At 66.7% G+C, this 18244-nt stretch carries 17 protein-coding genes; 6 read left to right on the top strand and 11 right to left on the bottom strand.

Annotation, left to right across the window (positions count from 1 at the left end; translation table 11 throughout):
- Positions 1-4: 4 nt before the first annotated feature.
- On the bottom strand, positions 5-1975 hold the full coding sequence (locus AC56LG_RS16620; protein WP_497167175.1) for a hypothetical protein: 1971 nt from the start codon (positions 1973-1975) through the stop codon (positions 5-7).
- 260 nt (positions 1976-2235) lie between these two features.
- Here AC56LG_RS16620 and AC56LG_RS16615 point away from each other — a divergent pair, with 260 nt between their 5' ends.
- Positions 2236-3621, top strand: a complete 1386-nt coding sequence (locus AC56LG_RS16615; RefSeq protein WP_497167174.1) for a nucleobase:cation symporter-2 family protein — start codon at positions 2236-2238, stop codon at positions 3619-3621.
- Positions 3622-3670: 49 nt separating this feature from the next.
- Positions 3671-4240 (top strand): DUF3617 family protein, encoded by a 570-nt coding sequence (locus tag AC56LG_RS16610; protein ID WP_497167173.1) that lies wholly within the window; start codon positions 3671-3673, stop codon positions 4238-4240.
- A gap of 86 nt (positions 4241-4326) precedes the next feature.
- Here AC56LG_RS16610 and AC56LG_RS16605 read toward each other — a convergent pair whose 3' ends face one another.
- Both AC56LG_RS16605 and AC56LG_RS16600 read right to left on the bottom strand, forming a co-directional pair.
- The gene (locus AC56LG_RS16605) at positions 4327-4962 is read right to left on the bottom strand and encodes a DVUA0089 family protein (RefSeq protein WP_497167172.1); all 636 of its coding nucleotides are present in this window, start codon (positions 4960-4962) and stop codon (positions 4327-4329) included.
- Between the two features lie 304 nt (positions 4963-5266).
- Positions 5267-6226 (bottom strand): 2-hydroxyacid dehydrogenase, encoded by a 960-nt coding sequence (locus tag AC56LG_RS16600; RefSeq protein ID WP_497167171.1) that lies wholly within the window; start codon positions 6224-6226, stop codon positions 5267-5269.
- Positions 6227-6468: 242 nt separating this feature from the next.
- On the opposite strand from AC56LG_RS16600, the gene AC56LG_RS16595 reads away from it, so the two are divergent.
- Entirely contained in the window at positions 6469-7365 is an 897-nt protein-coding gene (locus AC56LG_RS16595) for a LysR family transcriptional regulator (protein WP_497167170.1), read from the top strand.
- A gap of 1 nt (position 7366) precedes the next feature.
- Here the strand turns inward: AC56LG_RS16595 and AC56LG_RS16590 are convergent, their stop codons facing one another.
- The gene (locus tag AC56LG_RS16590; protein ID WP_497167169.1) at positions 7367-7843 is read right to left on the bottom strand and encodes a (R)-mandelonitrile lyase; all 477 of its coding nucleotides are present in this window, start codon (positions 7841-7843) and stop codon (positions 7367-7369) included.
- Positions 7844-8084: 241 nt separating this feature from the next.
- On the opposite strand from AC56LG_RS16590, the gene AC56LG_RS16585 reads away from it, so the two are divergent.
- Entirely contained in the window at positions 8085-8909 is an 825-nt protein-coding gene (locus AC56LG_RS16585; protein WP_497167168.1) for a universal stress protein, read from the top strand.
- A 432-nt stretch (positions 8910-9341) separates the two neighbouring features.
- Here the strand turns inward: AC56LG_RS16585 and AC56LG_RS16580 are convergent, their stop codons facing one another.
- From AC56LG_RS16580 to AC56LG_RS16565, 4 genes are read right to left on the bottom strand one after another with little or no spacing between them, the layout of a single operon-like run.
- Positions 9342-10280, bottom strand: coding sequence for a 3-hydroxyacyl-CoA dehydrogenase NAD-binding domain-containing protein (locus AC56LG_RS16580; RefSeq protein ID WP_497167167.1), 939 nt, complete (start codon positions 10278-10280; stop codon positions 9342-9344).
- Positions 10281-10287: 7 nt separating this feature from the next.
- Positions 10288-11034, bottom strand: a complete 747-nt coding sequence (locus tag AC56LG_RS16575) for an ABC transporter ATP-binding protein (RefSeq protein WP_497167166.1) — start codon at positions 11032-11034, stop codon at positions 10288-10290.
- The gene (locus tag AC56LG_RS16570; RefSeq protein WP_497167165.1) at positions 11034-12818 is read right to left on the bottom strand and encodes a branched-chain amino acid ABC transporter ATP-binding protein/permease; all 1785 of its coding nucleotides are present in this window, start codon (positions 12816-12818) and stop codon (positions 11034-11036) included. The genes AC56LG_RS16575 and AC56LG_RS16570 overlap by 1 nt, the downstream gene beginning before the upstream one ends.
- Positions 12815-13882, bottom strand: a complete 1068-nt coding sequence (locus AC56LG_RS16565) for a branched-chain amino acid ABC transporter permease (protein ID WP_497167164.1) — start codon at positions 13880-13882, stop codon at positions 12815-12817. Before AC56LG_RS16565 ends, AC56LG_RS16570 begins: the two co-directional genes overlap by 4 nt.
- Positions 13883-14112: 230 nt before the next feature.
- Between AC56LG_RS16565 and AC56LG_RS16560 the strand changes: the two genes are divergently transcribed.
- A complete protein-coding gene (locus AC56LG_RS16560; protein ID WP_497167163.1) occupies positions 14113-15279 on the top strand; it encodes an ABC transporter substrate-binding protein in 1167 nt (388 codons plus the stop codon).
- 371 nt (positions 15280-15650) lie between these two features.
- Complete coding sequence (locus AC56LG_RS16555; RefSeq protein WP_497167162.1) at positions 15651-16544, top strand: extracellular catalytic domain type 1 short-chain-length polyhydroxyalkanoate depolymerase; 894 nt, start codon at positions 15651-15653, stop codon at positions 16542-16544.
- A gap of 20 nt (positions 16545-16564) precedes the next feature.
- On the opposite strand, the gene AC56LG_RS16550 is transcribed toward AC56LG_RS16555, so the two are convergent.
- The 3 genes from AC56LG_RS16550 to AC56LG_RS16540 form a co-directional block, all read right to left on the bottom strand.
- Positions 16565-17302 (bottom strand): LrgB family protein, encoded by a 738-nt coding sequence (locus tag AC56LG_RS16550; RefSeq protein WP_497167161.1) that lies wholly within the window; start codon positions 17300-17302, stop codon positions 16565-16567.
- Positions 17295-17651: a CidA/LrgA family protein gene (locus tag AC56LG_RS16545; protein WP_497167160.1), complete on the bottom strand. Its 357-nt coding sequence runs from the start codon at positions 17649-17651 to the stop codon at positions 17295-17297. Before AC56LG_RS16545 ends, AC56LG_RS16550 begins: the two co-directional genes overlap by 8 nt.
- A 181-nt stretch (positions 17652-17832) precedes the next feature.
- Complete coding sequence (locus AC56LG_RS16540) at positions 17833-18024, bottom strand: hypothetical protein (RefSeq protein WP_497167159.1); 192 nt, start codon at positions 18022-18024, stop codon at positions 17833-17835.
- Between the last annotated feature and the right edge of the window lie 220 nt (positions 18025-18244).

The raw sequence follows: 18244 nt of genomic DNA, 5'->3' as shown, positions 1-18244 counted from the left end.
TGCGCTAGTTACTGATCACCAGCTGGCCATCCACCGCCGCCATGCCGTCCGACCTGGCGGCCAGCGCCGCCCTGGCCAGCGGCGCCGGGCGCGCGCTGTCGTAATCGACGACCTCGGCGCCGGCGGCGTCGCGGTGGCTGACGCGCACGCGCATGCGGTCGGCGCCGCGGGCGCTGCCGCCGTCGCTGCCGTCGACCACGACGCGGTAACCGGGCCGGCCGTTGTAGCGCCCTGTGCCTTCCAGCCGTACCTGCGCACCCTCGCGCGACACCGTGCTCACCTGCTCGCTGCGGAAGCCGAACGGTCCGGTCAACATGACTTGCGCCCTGGCGCCCGCCTTGGCCATTTCCATCTTCGCCAGCGGCGCCCACCACGCAAAGCGCAGCGGCAGCGCGCGGGTTGCGCCACCCCTTGCACCGGCGGCCGCGCCGGTCGCGCCGGCCAGGGTGCCGCGCCCGCTGAGCGCGGCGACGCCCGGCTCGTTGACCAGCACCTGTTTCTGCGTCTCGGTGCTGCGCCCGCCCGAATCGGTGACGCGCACGGTCACATTCTGGAAACCCGGCGCGCAGAAGCGGTGCTGCAGGCTGGCCTGGCCGCTGCCGTTGGCCTCGACCACCCGCGGATGCGGCGACGGGCAGCTGTCGGTCCAGTCGGCGCTGACGGAATGGGTCTGGCGCGCCGAACTGTCGATGAAGCCAATCTTGGCCGTCACCTCCTGGCCGACGCTGGCGATGTCGGGCAGGCCCAGCAACGGTCCCAGTACCGGCGCGTCGGTGCCCTGTTTGCCGGGGCGTAGCATCACCAGGCCGGCGTTCGAATACGCGAGGATGGTGCCCGCTTCGTTGATCGCCGCGCCCGCTTCCAGCACGAGCCCGGGCGGTGCGCGGTGCAGCCGGCTGTTCAGGTCCACCGGCGCCGACAGCCCGCGCCAAAGCACGGCGCGCGAGCCTTCCGGACGCCAGAGCCGGCCCACGCTCTCGCTGCGGTTGTTGATGTCGAACACGTCGGACTCGAGCGCGCCGGCGCGCGGCAGCTGCACCAGGCCGCGCGCGCGCGACCACTGGTAGGCCGCCAGCCCGCCTGGTGTTTCGGTGATGCCGACCACTTCGCCGCGGTCGTTCAGGCCGGCGACCAGGCGTATCGCGCCATTTTGCGAACCGATCGGCACGGCGCCGCGGCCGGGGCTGCGGAAGAATCCGAGTTCGTTGCCGCCGGCGTCGGCGAACACGCCGGCCGCGTCGCCGCGCTCGTTCACGAGCAGGGCGTAGGCGCCGCTCCCGCCCATATTGCCCAGGTCGGTGACCACGCCGGCGGCGTTGTAGAGCGTAGCGTGGATGGTGCCGTCGGCGTGGTCGGCATAACCGCCGGCAAAGGCGCTGCCGTTGAGCGCCCTGCCCTCGGACAGCGAGAACGGCAGCGGTCCCAGCGCCACACGCGCACCGTTCGGATCCCAGCGCACGGCGCGCGCGCTGATGCCGGGCGCCGGCACCCCGCCGACGACCTGGCCGCGGTCGTTGATGCCCCAGGCCTGGCCCGCGAGCGAATTGGGCAGGGCGCGCATGCCGCGCCCCAAGGTCCAGGTGACCGGATAATAATCGCCGGCCGGCCCGTTGGTGTCGACCGACTCGGCCAGCACCACGCCGCGGTTGTTGAGGCCCTTGATGACGGTGAAGCCGCCGCCAAGCGAGCCCAGCGGCGTGACGCGCTCGCCGTCGAAATAGCCGTTGGTGCCGAACACGAAGGAGCCGACCGCCGCCTGCCCCCGCTCGTTGAGAAGGGCCGCCGCGCCGCCTTCCGGGTCGAGGTTGACGACGCTGTAGACGGTGCCGTTGCAGGCGCATGGCGCCGCAGCCGGCTTGGCGTCGGCGGCGCCGGCGTTGCCGTGCGCGACGGAGAGTGAAGCACAGAGAGAGGTGCAAAGGGTTACCAGGAGCCGCTTGCGCAGGGCCAGTTTGCCGATCGATTGCGTGTTCATTGTTTCCCTTGTTGATGAGTGTTGCGAATTGACGCCGGTGCCAGGCTGGAAGACCGATGCGCTGACGAAAGCGACGCCCTCGAGGCTATGCACATCGGGTCCAGTACCCACTCTAGAAGCGCCGATAGCGGGTCCGTCTGAGGCCGCTCAAACGTACGCTCTTGCATTCGGCGCCGTGCTGTGGATCAAGTTGACTGGCGCAATCGCGTGTCACGCCGCCGTACCACTGTAAAATCCGTCTTTTGCCCCGCGCCCCTGCCATGACCACACAAGTGCCCCTGCCCGCCACCCCGCCCGCTTCGGAATTGATCCTCGGCCTGGAAGACCGTCCCCGTCCCCTGATCGGTATGCTTGCTGCCCTGCAGCACTTGCTGGCGATCATCGTGCCGATCGTCACCCCGGGCTTGCTGATCTGCCAGGCGCTGGGCGTCTCGGCGCGCGACACCAACCTGATCGTCTCGATGTCGCTGGTCATTTCCGGCATCGCCACCTTCGTGCAGTGCCGCCGCTTCGGGCCGCTCGGCGCGGGCCTCCTGATCGTGCAAGGCACCAGCTTTAATTTCGTCGGTCCGCTGATCGCGGGCGGCAGCCTGATGGTGAAAAGCGGCACGCCGGTGGAAGCGGTGATGGCCGCCATCTTCGGCGTGGTCGTGGCCGGCTCCTTCGTGGAGATGGGCGTCTCGCGCGTCCTGCCCTACGTGAAACGGATGATCACGCCGCTGGTGACTGGGATCGTGGTGCTGATGATCGGCCTGACCCTGATCAAGGTCGGCCTGATCAGCATGGGCGGCGGCTTTTCCGCCATGCAGAACGGCAGCTTCGCCAACGGCGAAAATCTGTTGTTGTCGGGCGTGGTGCTGGCGCTGATCGTCGGCCTCAACCGGGTGCCGATCGTGTGGATCCGCAGCTGCGCGATCGTCATCGCCCTGGCGGTCGGCTATGCGCTGGCTGCCTCGATGGGCCGCCTCGACTTCACCGGCATGCACGAGGCGCCGCTGTTCCAGGTGCCGCGTCCGCTGCACTTCGGGCTCGATTTTTCGTGGTCGCTGTTCATCCCGATGATCGTGATCTACCTGGTGACGTCGCTGGAAGCCATCGGCGACGTCACGGCGACCAGCAAGATTTCGCGCGAACCGGTCGAGGGACCGCTGTGGATGCGCCGCATCAAGGGCGGCGTGCTCCTGAATGGCGCGAACTCGCTGCTGGCCGGCGTCTTCAATACCTTCCCGAGCTCGATCTTTGCGCAGAACAATGGCGTGATCCAGTTGACCGGCATCGCCAGCCGCCATATCGGCATCTATATCGCGCTGTTCCTGATCGTGCTGGGGCTGTTCCCGGCCGTGGCCGGTGTGATCCAGGCGGTGCCGGAGCCGGTGCTGGGCGGCGCGGCGATGGTGATGTTCGGCGCGGTGGCCGCGGCCGGCATCAACATCCTGGCCAGCGTCACGCTCGACCGCCGCGCCTTGTTGATCATCGCCGTGTCGCTGGCGCTGGGGCTGGGCGTGTCGCAGGTGCCCGAGTTCCTGGCGCACATGCCGCACGCGCTGCGCAACGTGCTCGAATCGGGCGTGGCGACCGGCGGCATCTGCGCGGTGCTGATGAACTGGTTCCTGCCGGCGACACACGAGCCGGCGCGCAGTTTATAAACTTCACAAGAGGTCGGCTACACTAGTGGCCCATTCTTCCGGAGCCGCCATGAGAAAGACCTCGATCGCAACCCTCTTGTCCCTTGCCGCCCTCGTTGCAGGCAACGCCTGCGCGCAACAGCCGAACCTCAAGCCTGGACTGTGGCAGGTCGACGTCGCCATGCCCGGCCAGGCGAAAGGCCAGATGGCCGGGATGATGGCGCAGATGCGCGCCCAGATGGCGTCGATGCCGCCCGAACAGCGCAAGGCGCTCGAGAAATCGCTGGCCGATCTCGACGCCAGCGGGACGGAAGTCACCGACAACGGCGTGCGCATGCGCCAGTGCATCACCAAGGACGACATCGCGCGCTACGACTTGCTGGGCAAGAAGGCGCCGGATTCCTGCACGCGCACCTCCTCGCCGACGGCCGGCGGGGCCAAGCTCAGCATGACGTGCACGCGTCCGCAGATGGCGGTCGAAGGCAGTGTGAAGTTCCAGGGAGATAAAGCCTACACCTTCGAATCGGTCGCCACGGTGGCAGGCCCCGACGGCAAGCCGATGGCCCAGAAAAGCAGCGGTTCGGGCAAATGGCTGGGCAGCGATTGCGGCAAGGTCAAGCCCGGCGCACAAAACGGATAGCGCATGCCCCGGCTGGGGCAGCGCCAATGTGAACACCGGGCGCCCGGCCCGATGCCGGCGTTGCCCGGTTTCTTCGACGTGACAGCTTAGCCTTGCTTGCGGCGGCGCGCCGCGGTCATGCCCGCCAGCGCCACGCCCAGCAGGGCCAGCGAAGCAGGCTCGGGTACTTCTCCGATTGGCGGCTCCGGCGGCAGTTCGGCGGCGTTGACGTTCAGGATGTCGAACGCCCACTGCGAATTACGCGTATCGCCGGCGGCATCCACGAAACCATTGCGGAATTGCTGGTACTGCGCACCGTCATAGGCAAAGCCTGCCGCCAGGCTGCCGTTGGCGAAATTGTTGTATTGCTGGACGCTGGCAAAATAGGTGCCGGCTTCCAGCGTGACGGTAAAGTAGGTATCCCAGCATTCGCCGGTGACGCTGTCGGCGGCCACCCTGGAACAACCGCCGTCATCCTGCTGGCCGATCCGGATACCGTCAGCGTCGAACAACGCCAGGATCGGATCAAAGCCGCCCTGGGCGATCGTCTGGCCGGCCGCATTCACACCGCCCGCATACGACCAGCTGCGCAGGCCGATTTCCGAGGTGGCGCCGACGGTGAACTGGAACAGCTGGACGTCATTATCGTACTGGAAGTTACCGGTAAACGAATAATCCGCAGCGTTCGCGCTACAGGCGGCTGCACACAGGGCGACAAGCGCAGCGATCTTTTTCAAGGCCATGTTATTTGACTCCTATAAAAGTTAAAGGGACGGTAATGTTGCACTCGTCGATTAGCATTAACCGTGCCAGCAATTTAAATAACTGATTTTTATAGGAATCTTGTAACCGACTATTTATCTGCGCATTGCAGTGTAAAGACAGTCGACAAATTTATTTGCCTTCTTTTCCATTTATCATATTTTATTTACCAAGATCATTTTCGATGATATCAGGCGGAAAAAGTCTTATCTCCATCGCGTTAAAACTCACGCATTTACGTGCGCCGGACCATTCATAGCGCGCGGTCCGGCCTGAGTCCCATGGCTAGCGCAGCGTCGGAACGATTGCCGTCGGCAGCGCTTGCCCCTCGAAATGCGCAACGAGATTACTCACCGCCAGCCGCCCCATCGCCGAGCGCGTCTCCACCGTAAAACTGCCCACGTGCGGGGTCAGGACCACGTTGTCGCGTTCGCGCAGCGCAGCCGGCACGCGCGGTTCGTCGGCGAACACGTCGAGCGCGGCCGCGCCCAGGCGCCCGTCCTGCAGGGCCGCGACCAGCGCCGCTTCGTCGACCAGCGACCCGCGCGCGATGTTGACCAGCGTACCCTCGGGCCCGAGCGCATCGACCACGGGCCGGCCGATCATCGCGCGCGTGGCGGCGCCGCCCGGTGCGCAGACGACCAGGTAATCGCTTTCCGCCGCCAGCGCCAGCAAGGACTCGCTGCGCGCATACGGGCTGTCGGCCGTGCTGCGCTGGAAGTAGCGGATGGTCATGCCGAAGCTCACCAGGCGGGTCGCGACCGCACGCCCGATGCGGCCCAGGCCGACGATGCCGGCCACCTTGCCGCGCAGGCTGCTCCCCGGCGCCAGCGGCAGCTTCGCCTCCCAGGCGCCGGCGCGCACGTGGCGGTCCAGCTGCGGCAGGCGCCGGCTGGCGGCCAGCACCAGGGCGACGGCAAGGTCGGCGACGTCGTCGGTGAGGACGTCGGGCGTGTTGGTGACGTGGATGCCGCGCGGCACGAGCGCATCGAAGTCGACCGCGTCAACGCCGACACCATGCACGGCCACGATTTCCAGGCGCGGCAGGCGCACCGCCAGCGCCGCGTCGATGCCGGTCATCCCGGTGGTGAACACGCCGCGCACGGTCGCGCCGACGCGTTCGATGAAGGCATCGCGGTCCGCGGGCGCAACCGGCGCCAGGCGATGGCAAACAAAACGCTCTTCGAGCAACTGGTCGACTTCAGGGACCCAGCCGGAACCCAACAGCAGTAATTCTGGACGCACGCGCTTCTCCTATCCTTGTTTTGACAGGTGAAGTATATGGCAGGCTGGCTTCATGGAGGCAGCGCCACCGGCGCGAGGTCGCGTGCGGCTGTTTCGAGCTGAGCGTCTCGCCGATGGCGGCATGGTTAGCGCTTCGGTTGCTAGGCACGTGCGCAAAGTTTGCTTGGGCTTATGAATGCTGCTTATGAATCGGCTGCTAGAATGAGTGAATTACTTCATGAACGCCCTGCGCGCACATCCTCATGGCCCGCGACAACATCAACGACATCCTGGTCTTCTTCGCTGTCGCCAGGGAGCGCAGCTTCACCCGCGCCGCCGCCAAACTCGGCATGACGCAGTCGGCCCTCAGCCACATCGTGCGTTCGCTCGAGGCGCGCCTCGGCGTGCGCCTGCTGACGCGCACCACGCGCAGCGTCTCGCCGACCGAAGCGGGCGAACGGCTGTTGCAGAATGTAGCGCCGCGCATCGAGGAGATCGAAGCGGAGATCGCCGCCATCAGCGACCTCGGCGGCAAGCCGGCGGGCACGATCCGCATCACGGCAATCGACCATGTGATCGACCACGTGCTATGGCCGCGCATCGCGCCGCTGCTGCCGCAGTATCCCGACCTGCACGTCGAATTCAGCGCCGACTACCGCATCGTCGACATCGCCGCCGAACGCTACGACATCGGCGTGCGCCACGGCGACCAGGTCGACAAGGACATGATCGCGGTGCGCCTGACGCCCGACGTACGCATGCGCATCGTCGCCACGCCCGGCTGTTTCGCCACACGTCCAGCCCCCGCCACACTGGCCGATCTGCTGACCCACAACTGCATCAACCTGCGCCTGGCCGGCAGCGGCGGCATCTATGCCTGGGAACTCCAGCACGCGGGTAAGCACATCGAGGCGCGCGTGCGCGGCCAGGCCGTGTTCACCAACGCCGGCCACATCCTGCGCGCGGCGCTCGACGGCGCCGGCATCGCCTTCCTGCCCGACGAACTGGCCGGCGAACACATCCGTGCCGGGCGCCTGCTCAGCCTGATGGAGGACTGGTGCCCGCTGTGGCCGGGCCTGTATGCGTTCTATCCGAGCCGGCGCCATTCCTCGCGCGCGCTGGGGCTGGTGATCGACGCGATCCGCTGCCAGGGTGGCTGAACTACCGGCCGTACTGTTCGTCGCCGACCTTTTCCATCCACTGCACCCCCTTGCCGTCCTCGGCTTCCTGGGTGGCGATATGGGTCATCGCGACCGTGGGCGCGGCGCCGTGCCAGTGCTTCACGCCGGGCGGCGTCCAGACCACGTCGCCCGGCCGGATCTCCTCGACCTTGCCGCCCCAGCGCTGCACGCGGCCGACGCCGGCGGTGACGATCAGCGTCTGGCCGAGCGGATGGCTGTGCCAGGCCGAACGCGCGCCCGGTTCGAAAGTCACGTAGGCGGCAGCACTGCGCGACGATCCCTTCGGCTGGAACAGAGGGTCAACGCGCACGGCGCCGGTGAAATTGACGGACGGTCCCTTGCTGGAGGCCTGGGTGCGGTTGCGGGCGATACTGATCTCGCCGGTTGGGGCAGCGGTCTGCGCTTGCGCGGCGGCTGCGGTGGCGAGTACGAAGGCGGAAATGATCGAACGCTTCATGCGGTTCCTCGGGAGTTCGTGAAAATCGGACTGTAATCCGGCGGCGCATCCATGCTAAGTGCACATTCATTGCATACACCTATGAAGAGCTCTCATGAATAAGCGGATGGCGCATACGCTTGAGCCTGGCCTGCAAAAAATGCAGCCTCGTTTGCGCTGCCTCATTCGTGCGCCTGACACGGCGCGCCACGCGGCGTAAAGTCTTGTTGCGCCCCGCGCTTTTCGTCTGAACGGAGGAGACATGTACAAGACCATCGTCGTGCACGTCGACGACAGCAGCGCCATGGCGTCGCGGTTGCAGGCCGCGGCGCAGCTCGCCAACCTGCACGGAGCGCATCTGGTCGGCAGCGCCGCCACCGGGCTGTCGTGGCCGTCCTACGCCCTGCTCACCGGCTCGATGGCGGTGACGCCGATCGACGAATTCGATGCGATCTGCGTCAGTGCGCGCGCCAGCCTGCGCGATTTTGCGGAAGCGGCGCGCCGGCTCGGCGTCGAATCGGTCGAGGAACGCCTGGTCGAGGACGAACACCGCCATGCCCTGCTGCTGCAGTCGCGCTATGCCGACCTGGTCGTCACCAGCCAGGACACGGGCGCCCGCGACAGCGTACGCGGGCTGCCGCAGTACGTGGCGCTGCACGGCGCGCGCCCGGTGCTGGCGGTGCCCCCGAGTTATGCGGGCGCGCCGATGAACGAGGAAATCGTGGTCGGCTGGGACGGCAGCCTGCAGGCGGTACGCGCCATCGCCGCCGCGCTGCCGCTGCTGACTGGTGCCGCCAGCGTGCGCCTGGCGCTGGTGAACGCCGCGCGCGAGTCCGGCCTGCACGGCGACGAACCCGGCGCCGACATCGCCCTGTACCTGGCGCGGCATGGGGTGCGGGTCGACGTCGTGCTCGAGCAGACCACGGGGCCGGCCGGCGAGGCGTTGCTCGGCATCGCGGGGCGCTACAAGGCCGGACTGCTGGTGACGGGGGCGTTCGGACATAGCCGCTACCGCGAGCTGGTGATGGGCGGCGTGACGCGGGTGCTGCTGGAGCGCAGTACGGTGCCGGTGCTGGTGGCGCATTAGGGGTGCAGGACGTGGCCATGGGCCGCGGCCATGCCAGCGCTGTAGCGGCGGACATGTCCGCCCTACGTTACGCCACGATCGCGGACGCTTCGTCACGGCCGTGCGCCACGCCTGCAACGACAATCACCGGCTGCCGCGTAACGCAGAGGTTGTGAAAAAATCGTCAGGGCAAGGGATACGGCCGCCCGGCGCCGACTCGAAGACAGTACGAGTGTACGGCGAGACGAGGCAACGCAGCCATGGCGATTTTTTCACAACCTCGTAGGGTGGGTTCCGCCCACGCGTACGTGCTCGTCCCATGGCATACCGTCTCCGCTAGGCCGTCGACCGCGACGTGCCATGGGCTGCGTACATGCCGGCGTCCTACCGCGTGGGCGGAGCCCACCCTACGGATCCCGCCTTGCGAACAACGGGATTCCGGAGACCGTCACATCACGGCAGCTTGTCCGTCCCCGCCTTGGCCTCGATCAGCCCCGCCAGCAAGGCATCGCGCGCCGGCGCCAGCTGCGCACCGTCGCGGCCGGCCAGGGCGTCCTGCACGCCGGCCGCCAGCTGCTGCTTCAGCTCTTCGGTGATCATCGGCGTGCCGAGATCGGCCCACCAGCTCTCGATCGGCGCGCCGAGGTGGTCGAGCATGTGGCGGATGCCGCCCTCGCCGCCCGACAGGTGCAGGTTCATGAACGGTCCCATCAGCGCCCAGCGCAGGCCAGGGCCGTAGGCGATCGCGGTATCGACGTCGGCCACGGTGGCCACGCCTTCCTGCACCAGGTGGAAGGCTTCGCGCCACAGCGCCGCCTGCAGGCGGTTGGCGATGTGGCCCGGGACTTCCTTGCGCACGTGGATCGGACGCTTGCCGATGGCGGCGTAAAAGTTCATTGCGCGTTCGACGGTCTCGTTCGAGGTCTGCGCGCCGCCGATGACTTCGACCAGCGGGATCATGTGCGGCGGATTGAACGGATGGCCGAGCACCACGCGGCCCGGATGACGGCAGGCATCCTGCACGCGGCTCATCAACAGTCCCGAGGAGCTCGAGGCCAGGATGACGTCCGCAGGCAGCAGCGCATCCATCTCGCGGAACAGCGACAGCTTCAGGTCTTCGCGTTCGGGTCCGCTCTCCTGCACGAAATCAACGCCCCGCAACGCCTCGGCGAGGTCCACCGCAAAGCGCAGCCGCTCGGGCGAGGCGCCCTCGGACAGCCCCATCCGCGTCAGGATCGGCCAGTGCGCGCGCACCGCTTCGCGCAGCTTCGCTTCTGCGCCCGGCATCGGGTCGCTCGCCGAAACGTCGAAGCCACGCGCCAGGAAATACGCAGCCCAGCTGGCGCCGATGACGCCGGTGCCGACGACGCCGATACAGGAGACCTCTTTCATGCTGTCCTCATGCGTGCTTCTTGTTCAGTCCCAGATAGGTATCGATCACCTTCGGATCGCTGGCCAGTTGCGCCGCCGGCCCTTCCATCACGACGTCGCCGGTTTCCAGCACATAGCCGTAATCGGCCGCCTGCAAAGCGGCGCGCGCATTCTGTTCGACCAGCAGGATACCGACCCCGGTCTCCTTCAGGCGCACGATGACGCGGAAGATCTCCTTGACGATCAGCGGGGCCAGGCCCAGGCTCGGTTCGTCCAGCATCAGGAGCGTCGGTTTCGCCATCAGCGCGCGGCCCAGGGCCACCATCTGCCGTTCGCCGCCGGACATGGTGCCGGCCGCCTGCGTGCGCCGTTCGCGCAGGCGCGGGAACAGGTCGTACACGACGTCCAGCTGGTCGGCATACTCTTTCTCGCGGCGCTTATGACGCGTATAGCTGCCCAGCAGCAGGTTGTCTTCGACGCTCATGGTCGTGAACAGGTCGCGGCTTTCCGGCACCAGGCTCATGCCCTGGGCGACGCGGCTTTCGACCGGCCAGGCGCTGACGTCGACGCCGCGCAGCTGCACCGCGCCCGTGGTCGAGGCATTCGCTACCAGCGCGCCCGCGATGGCGTTGAGCATGGTCGATTTGCCGGCGCCGTTCGGGCCGATCACGGTCACGATCTGGCCGGCACCGACCTTGATATTCAGCCCGTGCACCGCCTCGACCTTGCCGTAGGCAACATGCAGGTCCTTTACTTCGAGGATGGGAAGCGCCATCAGTCAATCCCTCCCAGGTAGGCTTCCAGCACGGCCGGGTCCTGCTGGACCTGGGCCGGATTGCCCTCGGCGATTTTTGTGCCGAATTCCATGACGATCAACCGATCGGTCAGGTTCATGACGAAGTCCATGTCGTGCTCCACCAGCAAGATGCTCATGCCCTCGCCTTTCAGTTTGTTCAGCAGCTCGGCCAGCGCCCCCTTTTCCTTGTAGCGCAGGCCGGCCGCGGGTTCGTCGAGCAGCAGCAGCGCCGGGTCGCAGCAGAGCGCACGCGCGATCTCGAGGATGCGCTGCTGGCCGAGCGCCAGGTTGCCGGCCTGCTCGTACAGCAGGCCGCCCAGGCCGACGCGTTCGAGCTGGCGCCGCGCTTCGAACAGCAGCGCGCGCTCCTCGCCGCGGTCCAGGGCGAGCGCGCTCGTCACGACGCCACGATGCGCACGCAGGTGCGCGCCGATCGCCACGTTTTCCAGCACCGTCATCTCGGGCAGCAGGTGCACGTGCTGGAAGGTGCGGCCGATGCCGCGCCTGACGATCGCGCGCGATGGCAGCGCATCGATGCGCTCCAGGCCATCACCGCCGCCGAAGCGGATCTCGCCGCTCGTCACCGGCAGCACCCCGGTCACCAGGTTGAACATGGTCGATTTACCCGCGCCGTTCGGCCCGATCAGGCCGACGATCTCGCCGCTGTTCACCGTAAAACTCATGTCGTTGACGGCGACCAGCCCGCCGAACTGCTTGCGCGCCTTGTCGATCACCAGCAGCGGCTGGCCGAGCGCCGGCCGCGTGCGTTGCGGCAACGCCGGCGCCGAATTGGTCTCCATAGCGGGCGCGACGGCATCCGGCCGCTGCGGCAGCCAGCGCGCGATGAAGGGCCAGATGCCGTTCCTCGCATGCTGCAGCAGGATCACCATCAGGATGCCGAAGACGATGATCTCGAAATTGCCGTTCGACCCGACCAGGGCCGGCAAATAACTTTGCAGCTGGTCCTTCAGGATGGTCAGCACGGCCGCGCCCAGGATCGCGCCCCACAGGTAGCCGGCGCCGCCGATCACCGCCATGAACAGGTATTCGATGCCCGAGTTCAGGCCGAACGGCGACGGATTCACCGCCCGCTGCAGGTGCGCATACAGCCAGCCCGAGACGCAGGCCAGCAGGGCGGCGATCACGAAGATGCGGATCTTCATGGCCGCCGTGTTCACGCCCATCGCCTCGGCCATCAGCCCGCCGCCCTTGAGTGCGCGGATCGCCCGGCCCGAACGCGAATTGAGCAGGTTGCGCAGCAGCGCGACGGACACCAGCAAAATCAGCCAGATCAGGAAGAACATGCTCTGGCCCGAACCGAGGCTGATGCCGAACAGGCTCAATGGCGGAATGCCGCCGATGCCGTCGTACTTGCCGAGGAATTCCAGGTTCCCGAACAGGAAGTACAGCGACAGGCCCCAGGCGATGGTCCCGAGCGGCAGGTAGTGGCCCGACAGGCGCAGCATGATGGCGCCGATGAACAGGCTCGATGCCGCCGTCACCGCCAGGCCCGCCACCAGGCCGAGCCAGGGCGAGAGGCCGTGCGCGGTCGACAGGTAGGCCGTGGCGTAGGCGCCGAGGCCGACGAACGCCGCCTGCCCGAACGAGGTCAGTCCGCCGACGCCGGTCAGCAGCACCAGCCCGAGGGCGACGATCGCATACAGGCCGATGTAGTTGGCCAGCGTGATCCAGTAAGCGGGCAGCGGCAGCAGGCCGAAGACCAGGGCGGCGCTGCCCAGAATGAGGAGAGGATGCGGTTTCATTCGTCGCCCTCCTCGACCTGCGGATGAACGATCGAGCGCCACAGGAGCACCGGAATAATCAGGGTAAAGACGATGACCTCCTTCAGGGCGCTGGCATAGAACGACGAATACGCTTCCAGCAGTCCGACCAGCAGGGCGCCGCCCGCGGCCAGCGGGTAGCTGGCCAGGCCGCCGATGATGGCGCCGACGAAGCCTTTCAGGCCCATCAGGAAGCCGCTGTCGTAATAGATGGTGGTGAGCGGCGCGATCAGCACGCCGCACAGGGTGCCGATGGTCGAAGCCAGCAGGAAGGCCAGGCGCCCCGCTTGCGCGGTGCCGATGCCGACCAGGCGCGCGCCGCGCCGGTTCACCGCGGTGGCGCGTAACGCTTTGCCCGACAACGTGCGGTCGAAGTACAGGTAGAGGGCGCCGATCAGCACCAGCGCGGTGGCGATCACGACGATGCTCTGGCCGGAAATCGTCAGCGTGCCGACGTTGAATACCGCATCCGAGAATGGCGCCGTACGCGAACCCTCGGCGCCGAACAGGACCAGCCCGACCCCGAGCAAGGCCAGGTGCACCGCGACCGAGACGATCAGCAGCACCAGCACGGAGCTTTCGGCCAGCGGCTGGAAGGCGAGGCGATAGATCATCGGTCCCATCGGCGCGACGATGGCGAAGGTGAGCAGCAGCTGCGCCAGCATCGGCCATGACTTCTCATCAACCGCGCCCTCCGCCGATTTTGCGGCCAGGAAGACGACCATCGGATAGATGATGAACTTGAACAGCCCGATGCCGACCGCGCGCGTGCGGTTGATCTGCCCCATCGGACTACGCATGGTGGCGGCCAGCTCCTGCAGGAAGGCGGCCGCGCCCAGGATCAGCAGCAGCGCGGCGCTGTGCGGCATCTTGCCCGCCTGGAGGGCAGCCATGGTGAGCGCGCCAAAGGCGAGGAATTCGCCGAGGGGAATGAAGATCACGCGGGTGATCGAGAACACCAGCACCAGCGCCAGCGCCAGCAGCACGTAGACCGCCCCGCTGGCGATGCCGTCCTGGGTCAGGATGGCGAAAATCGTTAAATCCATACCGCTGCCCGGAGCATGCCGCTTTGACTGCAGGCGCGCCGTGTCTCCTCCTCGCGCCCCTGCCGGCACTGCCCGCGTGGCCCTCCTTTTTCTGATTGTTGGTCGTGGCCGGCCGATCTTTTCCATCCGCCATGCTTAAATGATATGCGAAAACAGTTAAGGAACCGACATTTTTTCCTCCATGCCAGCCTATACTATCGTTCAGGTCTATAACAAACCGAGGAGACAGCATGACCCGTACCACCCGCTTCAACTTCCTGCCGAAGAGCCTCATCCTGGTCGCCGCCCTGGGCGCCGCCTTCAGCGCACACGCGCAGATCAAGGTCGGCGTATCGATCTCGACCACCGGGCCGGCCGCCTCGCTCGGCATTCCGGAAAAGAATACGTTTGCCCTGCTACCGAACGAGATCGCCGGCCAGAAGGTGCAGTACATCGTCCTCGACGACGCATCCGACGCCACCCAGGCCGTCAAGAATGCGCGCAAGCTAGTTTCCGAAGACAAGGTCGACCTGCTGATCGGCTCCTCGGTCACGCCGACCTCGCTGGCGATGCTGGAAGTGGCGGCCGAAACGGAAACGCCGATGATCACCATCGCCGGCGCCGCCCGCATCGTCGAACCGATGGACGCCAAGCGGCGCTGGGTGTTCAAGACCACCCAGCACGACGGCCAGATGGCGGCCGCCATCACCCAGCACATGTCGAACGCCGGCGTGAAAACCATGGGCTTCATCGGCTTTGCCGATGCCTATGGCGAAGGCTGGTACGCGGAAGCGGCCAAATATGCGCCGGCACGCAAGATCAAGCTGGTGGCCAACGAGCGCTACGCGCGCACCGACACCTCGGTCACCGGCCAGATCCTCAAACTCATGTCGGCGAATCCCGACGCGATCCTGATCGCCGGCTCCGGCACCCCGGCCGCGCTGCCGCAAAAGGCGCTGCGCGAGCGCGGCTACAAGGGCAAGATCTACCAGACCCACGGCGTCGCCAACAGCGACTTCCTGCGCGTCTGCGGCGCCGATTGCGAAGGCACCTTCGTTCCGGTCGGCCCGATGCTGGTGGCGAACCAGCTGCCGGACGCGAACCCGATCAAGAAGACGGCGCTGACCTACGTGAACAAGTACACGGCGGCGCACGGCAAGGACAGCGTCTCGACCTTCGGCGGCCACGCCTGGGATGCGGCCATCCTGCTGGGCGAAGCGGCGAAAACCGCGGTGCCGAAGGCGAAGCCGGGCACGAAGGAATTCCGCGCGGCCCTGCGCGATTCGCTCGAAGGCTTGAAGAACGTACCGGCCTCGCACGGCGTCTTCAACATGAGCCCGACCAACCACCAGGGCTTGGACCAGCGCTCGCAGGTGATGGTCAAGATCGAAAAGGGTGCGTGGAAGTACGTGCCGTAAGACGCCAAGCCTGATGGGTGGCCGGTGCTGCACCGGCCACGCTGATTACTCGGGTGGCGCCAGTCCATAGCGTTCTTGTACGGTGGGCTCCGCCCACGGCCTTTCAACGCGCGCCCCTGCTGCTCCGCCCCGTCATCGCAACCCGCCCATCGCCGCCGTCGCCGAACCTGAACCATGCAGGCGCGGCGCCGACATCCTACCTCCCGGTGATTGTCCTACACCGACTGTCGACCATGGATGACATGCTGCACCGCAGCATTTCCCTATACTGGCAAGCAGGCGAAGAAACATTCGACAAGCCACCATGAGGTAAGAATATGAACCTAGCAAGCGGAACCTGGCCTTTTTTCGGCCTTAACCCATGGACCAACATGCTGGCCCCAGCGCCCTGCGACCCGCGTCAGGGCAAATTCGTCGCGGGGACCTTCGACGGCGGCGCACGGCCGCTGCGCTACAAACTGTACGTGCCGAGCGGCTACCGCGGTGCGCCGCTGCCGCTGGTGGTCATGCTGCATGGCTGCGGCCAGGATGCCGACGATTTCGCGCTCGGCACCGGCATGAACGAGGCCGCCGAGGCGGCGCAATGCCTGGTGCTGTATCCCGAACAATCCTCGCAGGTGAGCTGGAACCGCTGCTGGAACTGGTACGACCAGGCCCATCACGAACGCGACGAAGGCGAACCCGCGCTGATCGCGGGTCTCACGCAAGCCATCGCCGGCGACTACGCCGTCGACCGCGCCTGCATCGCGATCGCCGGCCTGTCCTCGGGCGGCGCGATGGCGGTCATCCTCGGGCGCACCTACCCCGACCTGTTCAGGGCGGTCGGCTGCCATTCGGGCCTGCCGCACCGCAGCGCCACCAGCAGCGCGAGCGCCTTGTCAGCCATGCGCGACGGTTGCGACCTGAGCGCGGCAAAACAACCGATGCCGCCGGCGAGCGTGCCGATCATCGTCTTCCACGGCGACAGCGACGGCACCGTCCACCGCAAGAACAGCGCCGACGTGGTGCGGCAGAGCGTCGAATGCTACATGGCGCAGGCAGCGAACGTGGGCGACCTGGCCGTGCTCGAGGAAACCGGCGAAGCCAGCGGGCGCAGCTTCACGCGCCGGACCCACCGCGGCAAGACCGGCGACGTGGTCGCCGAACACTGGACCATCCACGGCAGCGGCCACGCCTGGTCGGGCGGCACGCTGCGGGGCAGCTATGCCGATACGCGCGGACCGGATGCCAGCCGCGAGATGCTGCGGTTTTTTATGCAGCAATGAGCTCGGAACAGCAAGAGAAATCAGGCGGCCAGGCGCAGCACCAGCGGCACCAGCCACGGCGCCAGTAAAGCAGTCAGCACGCCGTTCAGGCCCATCGCCAGTCCGGCAAACGCGCCCATCTCGGGACTGACCTGGAAAGCGCGTGCGGTGCCGATGCCGTGCGAGGCGACGCCGAGCGCGAAGCCGCGCACCTGGTGCGAATGCACTCCCATGCGCTCGAACAGGAAGCGTGCGCACACGGCGCCGAAAATGCCGGTGCCGATCACCATGATCGCGGTCAGCGCCGGCACGCCGCCCAGCCGCTCGGCCACCGCCATCGCGATCGGCGTGGTCGCCGACTTCGGTGCGGCGGTGGCCGCCAGCGTGGCCGAGCCGCCCAGCATCAGCACCAGCAGCGCGCTCGAGACGATGGCGCCGGCCGAACCGGCGCACAGCGCGGCCGTCAGCGGAAGGAAGGTGCGGCGCAGGGTCGGCATCTGGCGCGCCAGGGGAATCGCCAGCGCCACCGTGGCCGGGCCGAGCAGGAAATGCACGAACTGGGCGCCTTCGAAGTAGCGCTGGTACGACATCCCGGACAGCGTCAAGACCGCCACCACGATGGCGATCGCGATGGCCACCGGATTGGCCAGCGGCGAGGCGCGGCAGCGCAGGTGAATCCACTGGGCGGCGAGATAGGCGCACAGGGTCAGCGTCAGGCCAAGCAGCGGCGACGCCGCCAGGTAGACCCACAGGGCGCCAAGCTGCGGAAATTCAGGCATCGGGCGCCTTTCCGCGCGAGCGTGTCAGGGCGCGCAGCACCGCTGCGGTGACGGCCAGCGTCACCAGTGTGCCGCCGGCCAGGGCGCCCAGCAGCGCCGGCCACTGGCCGCCGATGCTCGCCCCCACCGCGACCACACCGGCGCCGGCCGGCACGAACAATAGCGACAGGTGGCGCAGCAGTTCGGTGGCGCCCGGCTCCAACAGCGCGTGCAGGCGCGGCTTCAGCAGCAGCGTCGCGAACAGCAGCAGCATGCCGATCACGGGGCCAGGCACCGGCAACCTGAACACGAAGGCCACGCCCTCGCCCAGGCACTGGAACAGCAGCAGGATGGCGAGGGTGTGGAGCATGGGCTGGCCTCAGGTTGCGCATATGGACAGGATCGCGCCTCGTCGGTCCGAGCATAGCCGATTCGAGGGACCCGGCGCGCGCGATCGATACGGAAGGCGTTCCCGTTCTCTTTGGACGAAAAAAAACCCCGCATGCGCGAGGCTTCTTCTCTGTCTTGCTGCGGTGCGTGCTGCAGTACGATTACTGGTCGCTGCGGTTCGCCATCCGGTCGAGCTTGCGCGAGACGCCCGAGCCGACCGAGTCGACGCCACGGGACATGCGGTACAGCTGCCAGAGGTCGCCGCTGCCAGCCTGCGTGTCCGCTTCCGACGCGAACAGCTTCTTCACGAACTGGGATGCACTGTTGAACAGGTTTGCGGTTTCGATCGTCATGATGTCCTCACTGGTTGGCTTATGTATCCAGTATGGACCCATTCAGATAGAAATCAAATTGAGATCCATGATGATCTCCATTCATGAATCGTATATCACTAGCCATATCAGATATGCTTTCAGGAAATAACAGGTGACCGCTCCTATGAGAGATCCTTGCTGGCTAGGAAAAAAGGCCGTCCTGCCTTCACAAACGCCACGCTCACAACCGCTTGACATA

Source organism: Telluria sp. ZB2R32, from assembly GCF_059685715.1.
This window is presented reverse-complemented; position numbering and strand designations above follow the sequence as displayed.

Coding starts and splice junctions, on each gene's coding strand:
- AC56LG_RS16615 (WP_497167174.1), top strand. CDS start 2,236: ATGACCACACAAGTGCCCCTGCCCGCCACCCCGCCCGCTTCGGAATTG.
- AC56LG_RS16610 (WP_497167173.1), top strand. CDS start 3,671: ATGAGAAAGACCTCGATCGCAACCCTCTTGTCCCTTGCCGCCCTCGTT.
- AC56LG_RS16595 (WP_497167170.1), top strand. CDS start 6,469: ATGGCCCGCGACAACATCAACGACATCCTGGTCTTCTTCGCTGTCGCC.
- AC56LG_RS16560 (WP_497167163.1), top strand. CDS start 14,113: ATGACCCGTACCACCCGCTTCAACTTCCTGCCGAAGAGCCTCATCCTG.
- AC56LG_RS16555 (WP_497167162.1), top strand. CDS start 15,651: ATGCTGGCCCCAGCGCCCTGCGACCCGCGTCAGGGCAAATTCGTCGCG.
- AC56LG_RS16575 (WP_497167166.1), bottom strand. CDS start 11,034: ATGGCGCTTCCCATCCTCGAAGTAAAGGACCTGCATGTTGCCTACGGC.
- AC56LG_RS16565 (WP_497167164.1), bottom strand. CDS start 13,882: ATGGATTTAACGATTTTCGCCATCCTGACCCAGGACGGCATCGCCAGC.
- AC56LG_RS16605 (WP_497167172.1), bottom strand. CDS start 4,962: ATGGCCTTGAAAAAGATCGCTGCGCTTGTCGCCCTGTGTGCAGCCGCC.
- AC56LG_RS16585 (WP_497167168.1), top strand. CDS start 8,085: ATGTACAAGACCATCGTCGTGCACGTCGACGACAGCAGCGCCATGGCG.
- AC56LG_RS16620 (WP_497167175.1), bottom strand. CDS start 1,975: ATGAACACGCAATCGATCGGCAAACTGGCCCTGCGCAAGCGGCTCCTG.
- AC56LG_RS16545 (WP_497167160.1), bottom strand. CDS start 17,651: ATGCTCCACACCCTCGCCATCCTGCTGCTGTTCCAGTGCCTGGGCGAG.
- AC56LG_RS16570 (WP_497167165.1), bottom strand. CDS start 12,818: ATGAAACCGCATCCTCTCCTCATTCTGGGCAGCGCCGCCCTGGTCTTC.
- AC56LG_RS16590 (WP_497167169.1), bottom strand. CDS start 7,843: ATGAAGCGTTCGATCATTTCCGCCTTCGTACTCGCCACCGCAGCCGCC.
- AC56LG_RS16550 (WP_497167161.1), bottom strand. CDS start 17,302: ATGCCTGAATTTCCGCAGCTTGGCGCCCTGTGGGTCTACCTGGCGGCG.
- AC56LG_RS16540 (WP_497167159.1), bottom strand. CDS start 18,024: ATGACGATCGAAACCGCAAACCTGTTCAACAGTGCATCCCAGTTCGTG.
- AC56LG_RS16580 (WP_497167167.1), bottom strand. CDS start 10,280: ATGAAAGAGGTCTCCTGTATCGGCGTCGTCGGCACCGGCGTCATCGGC.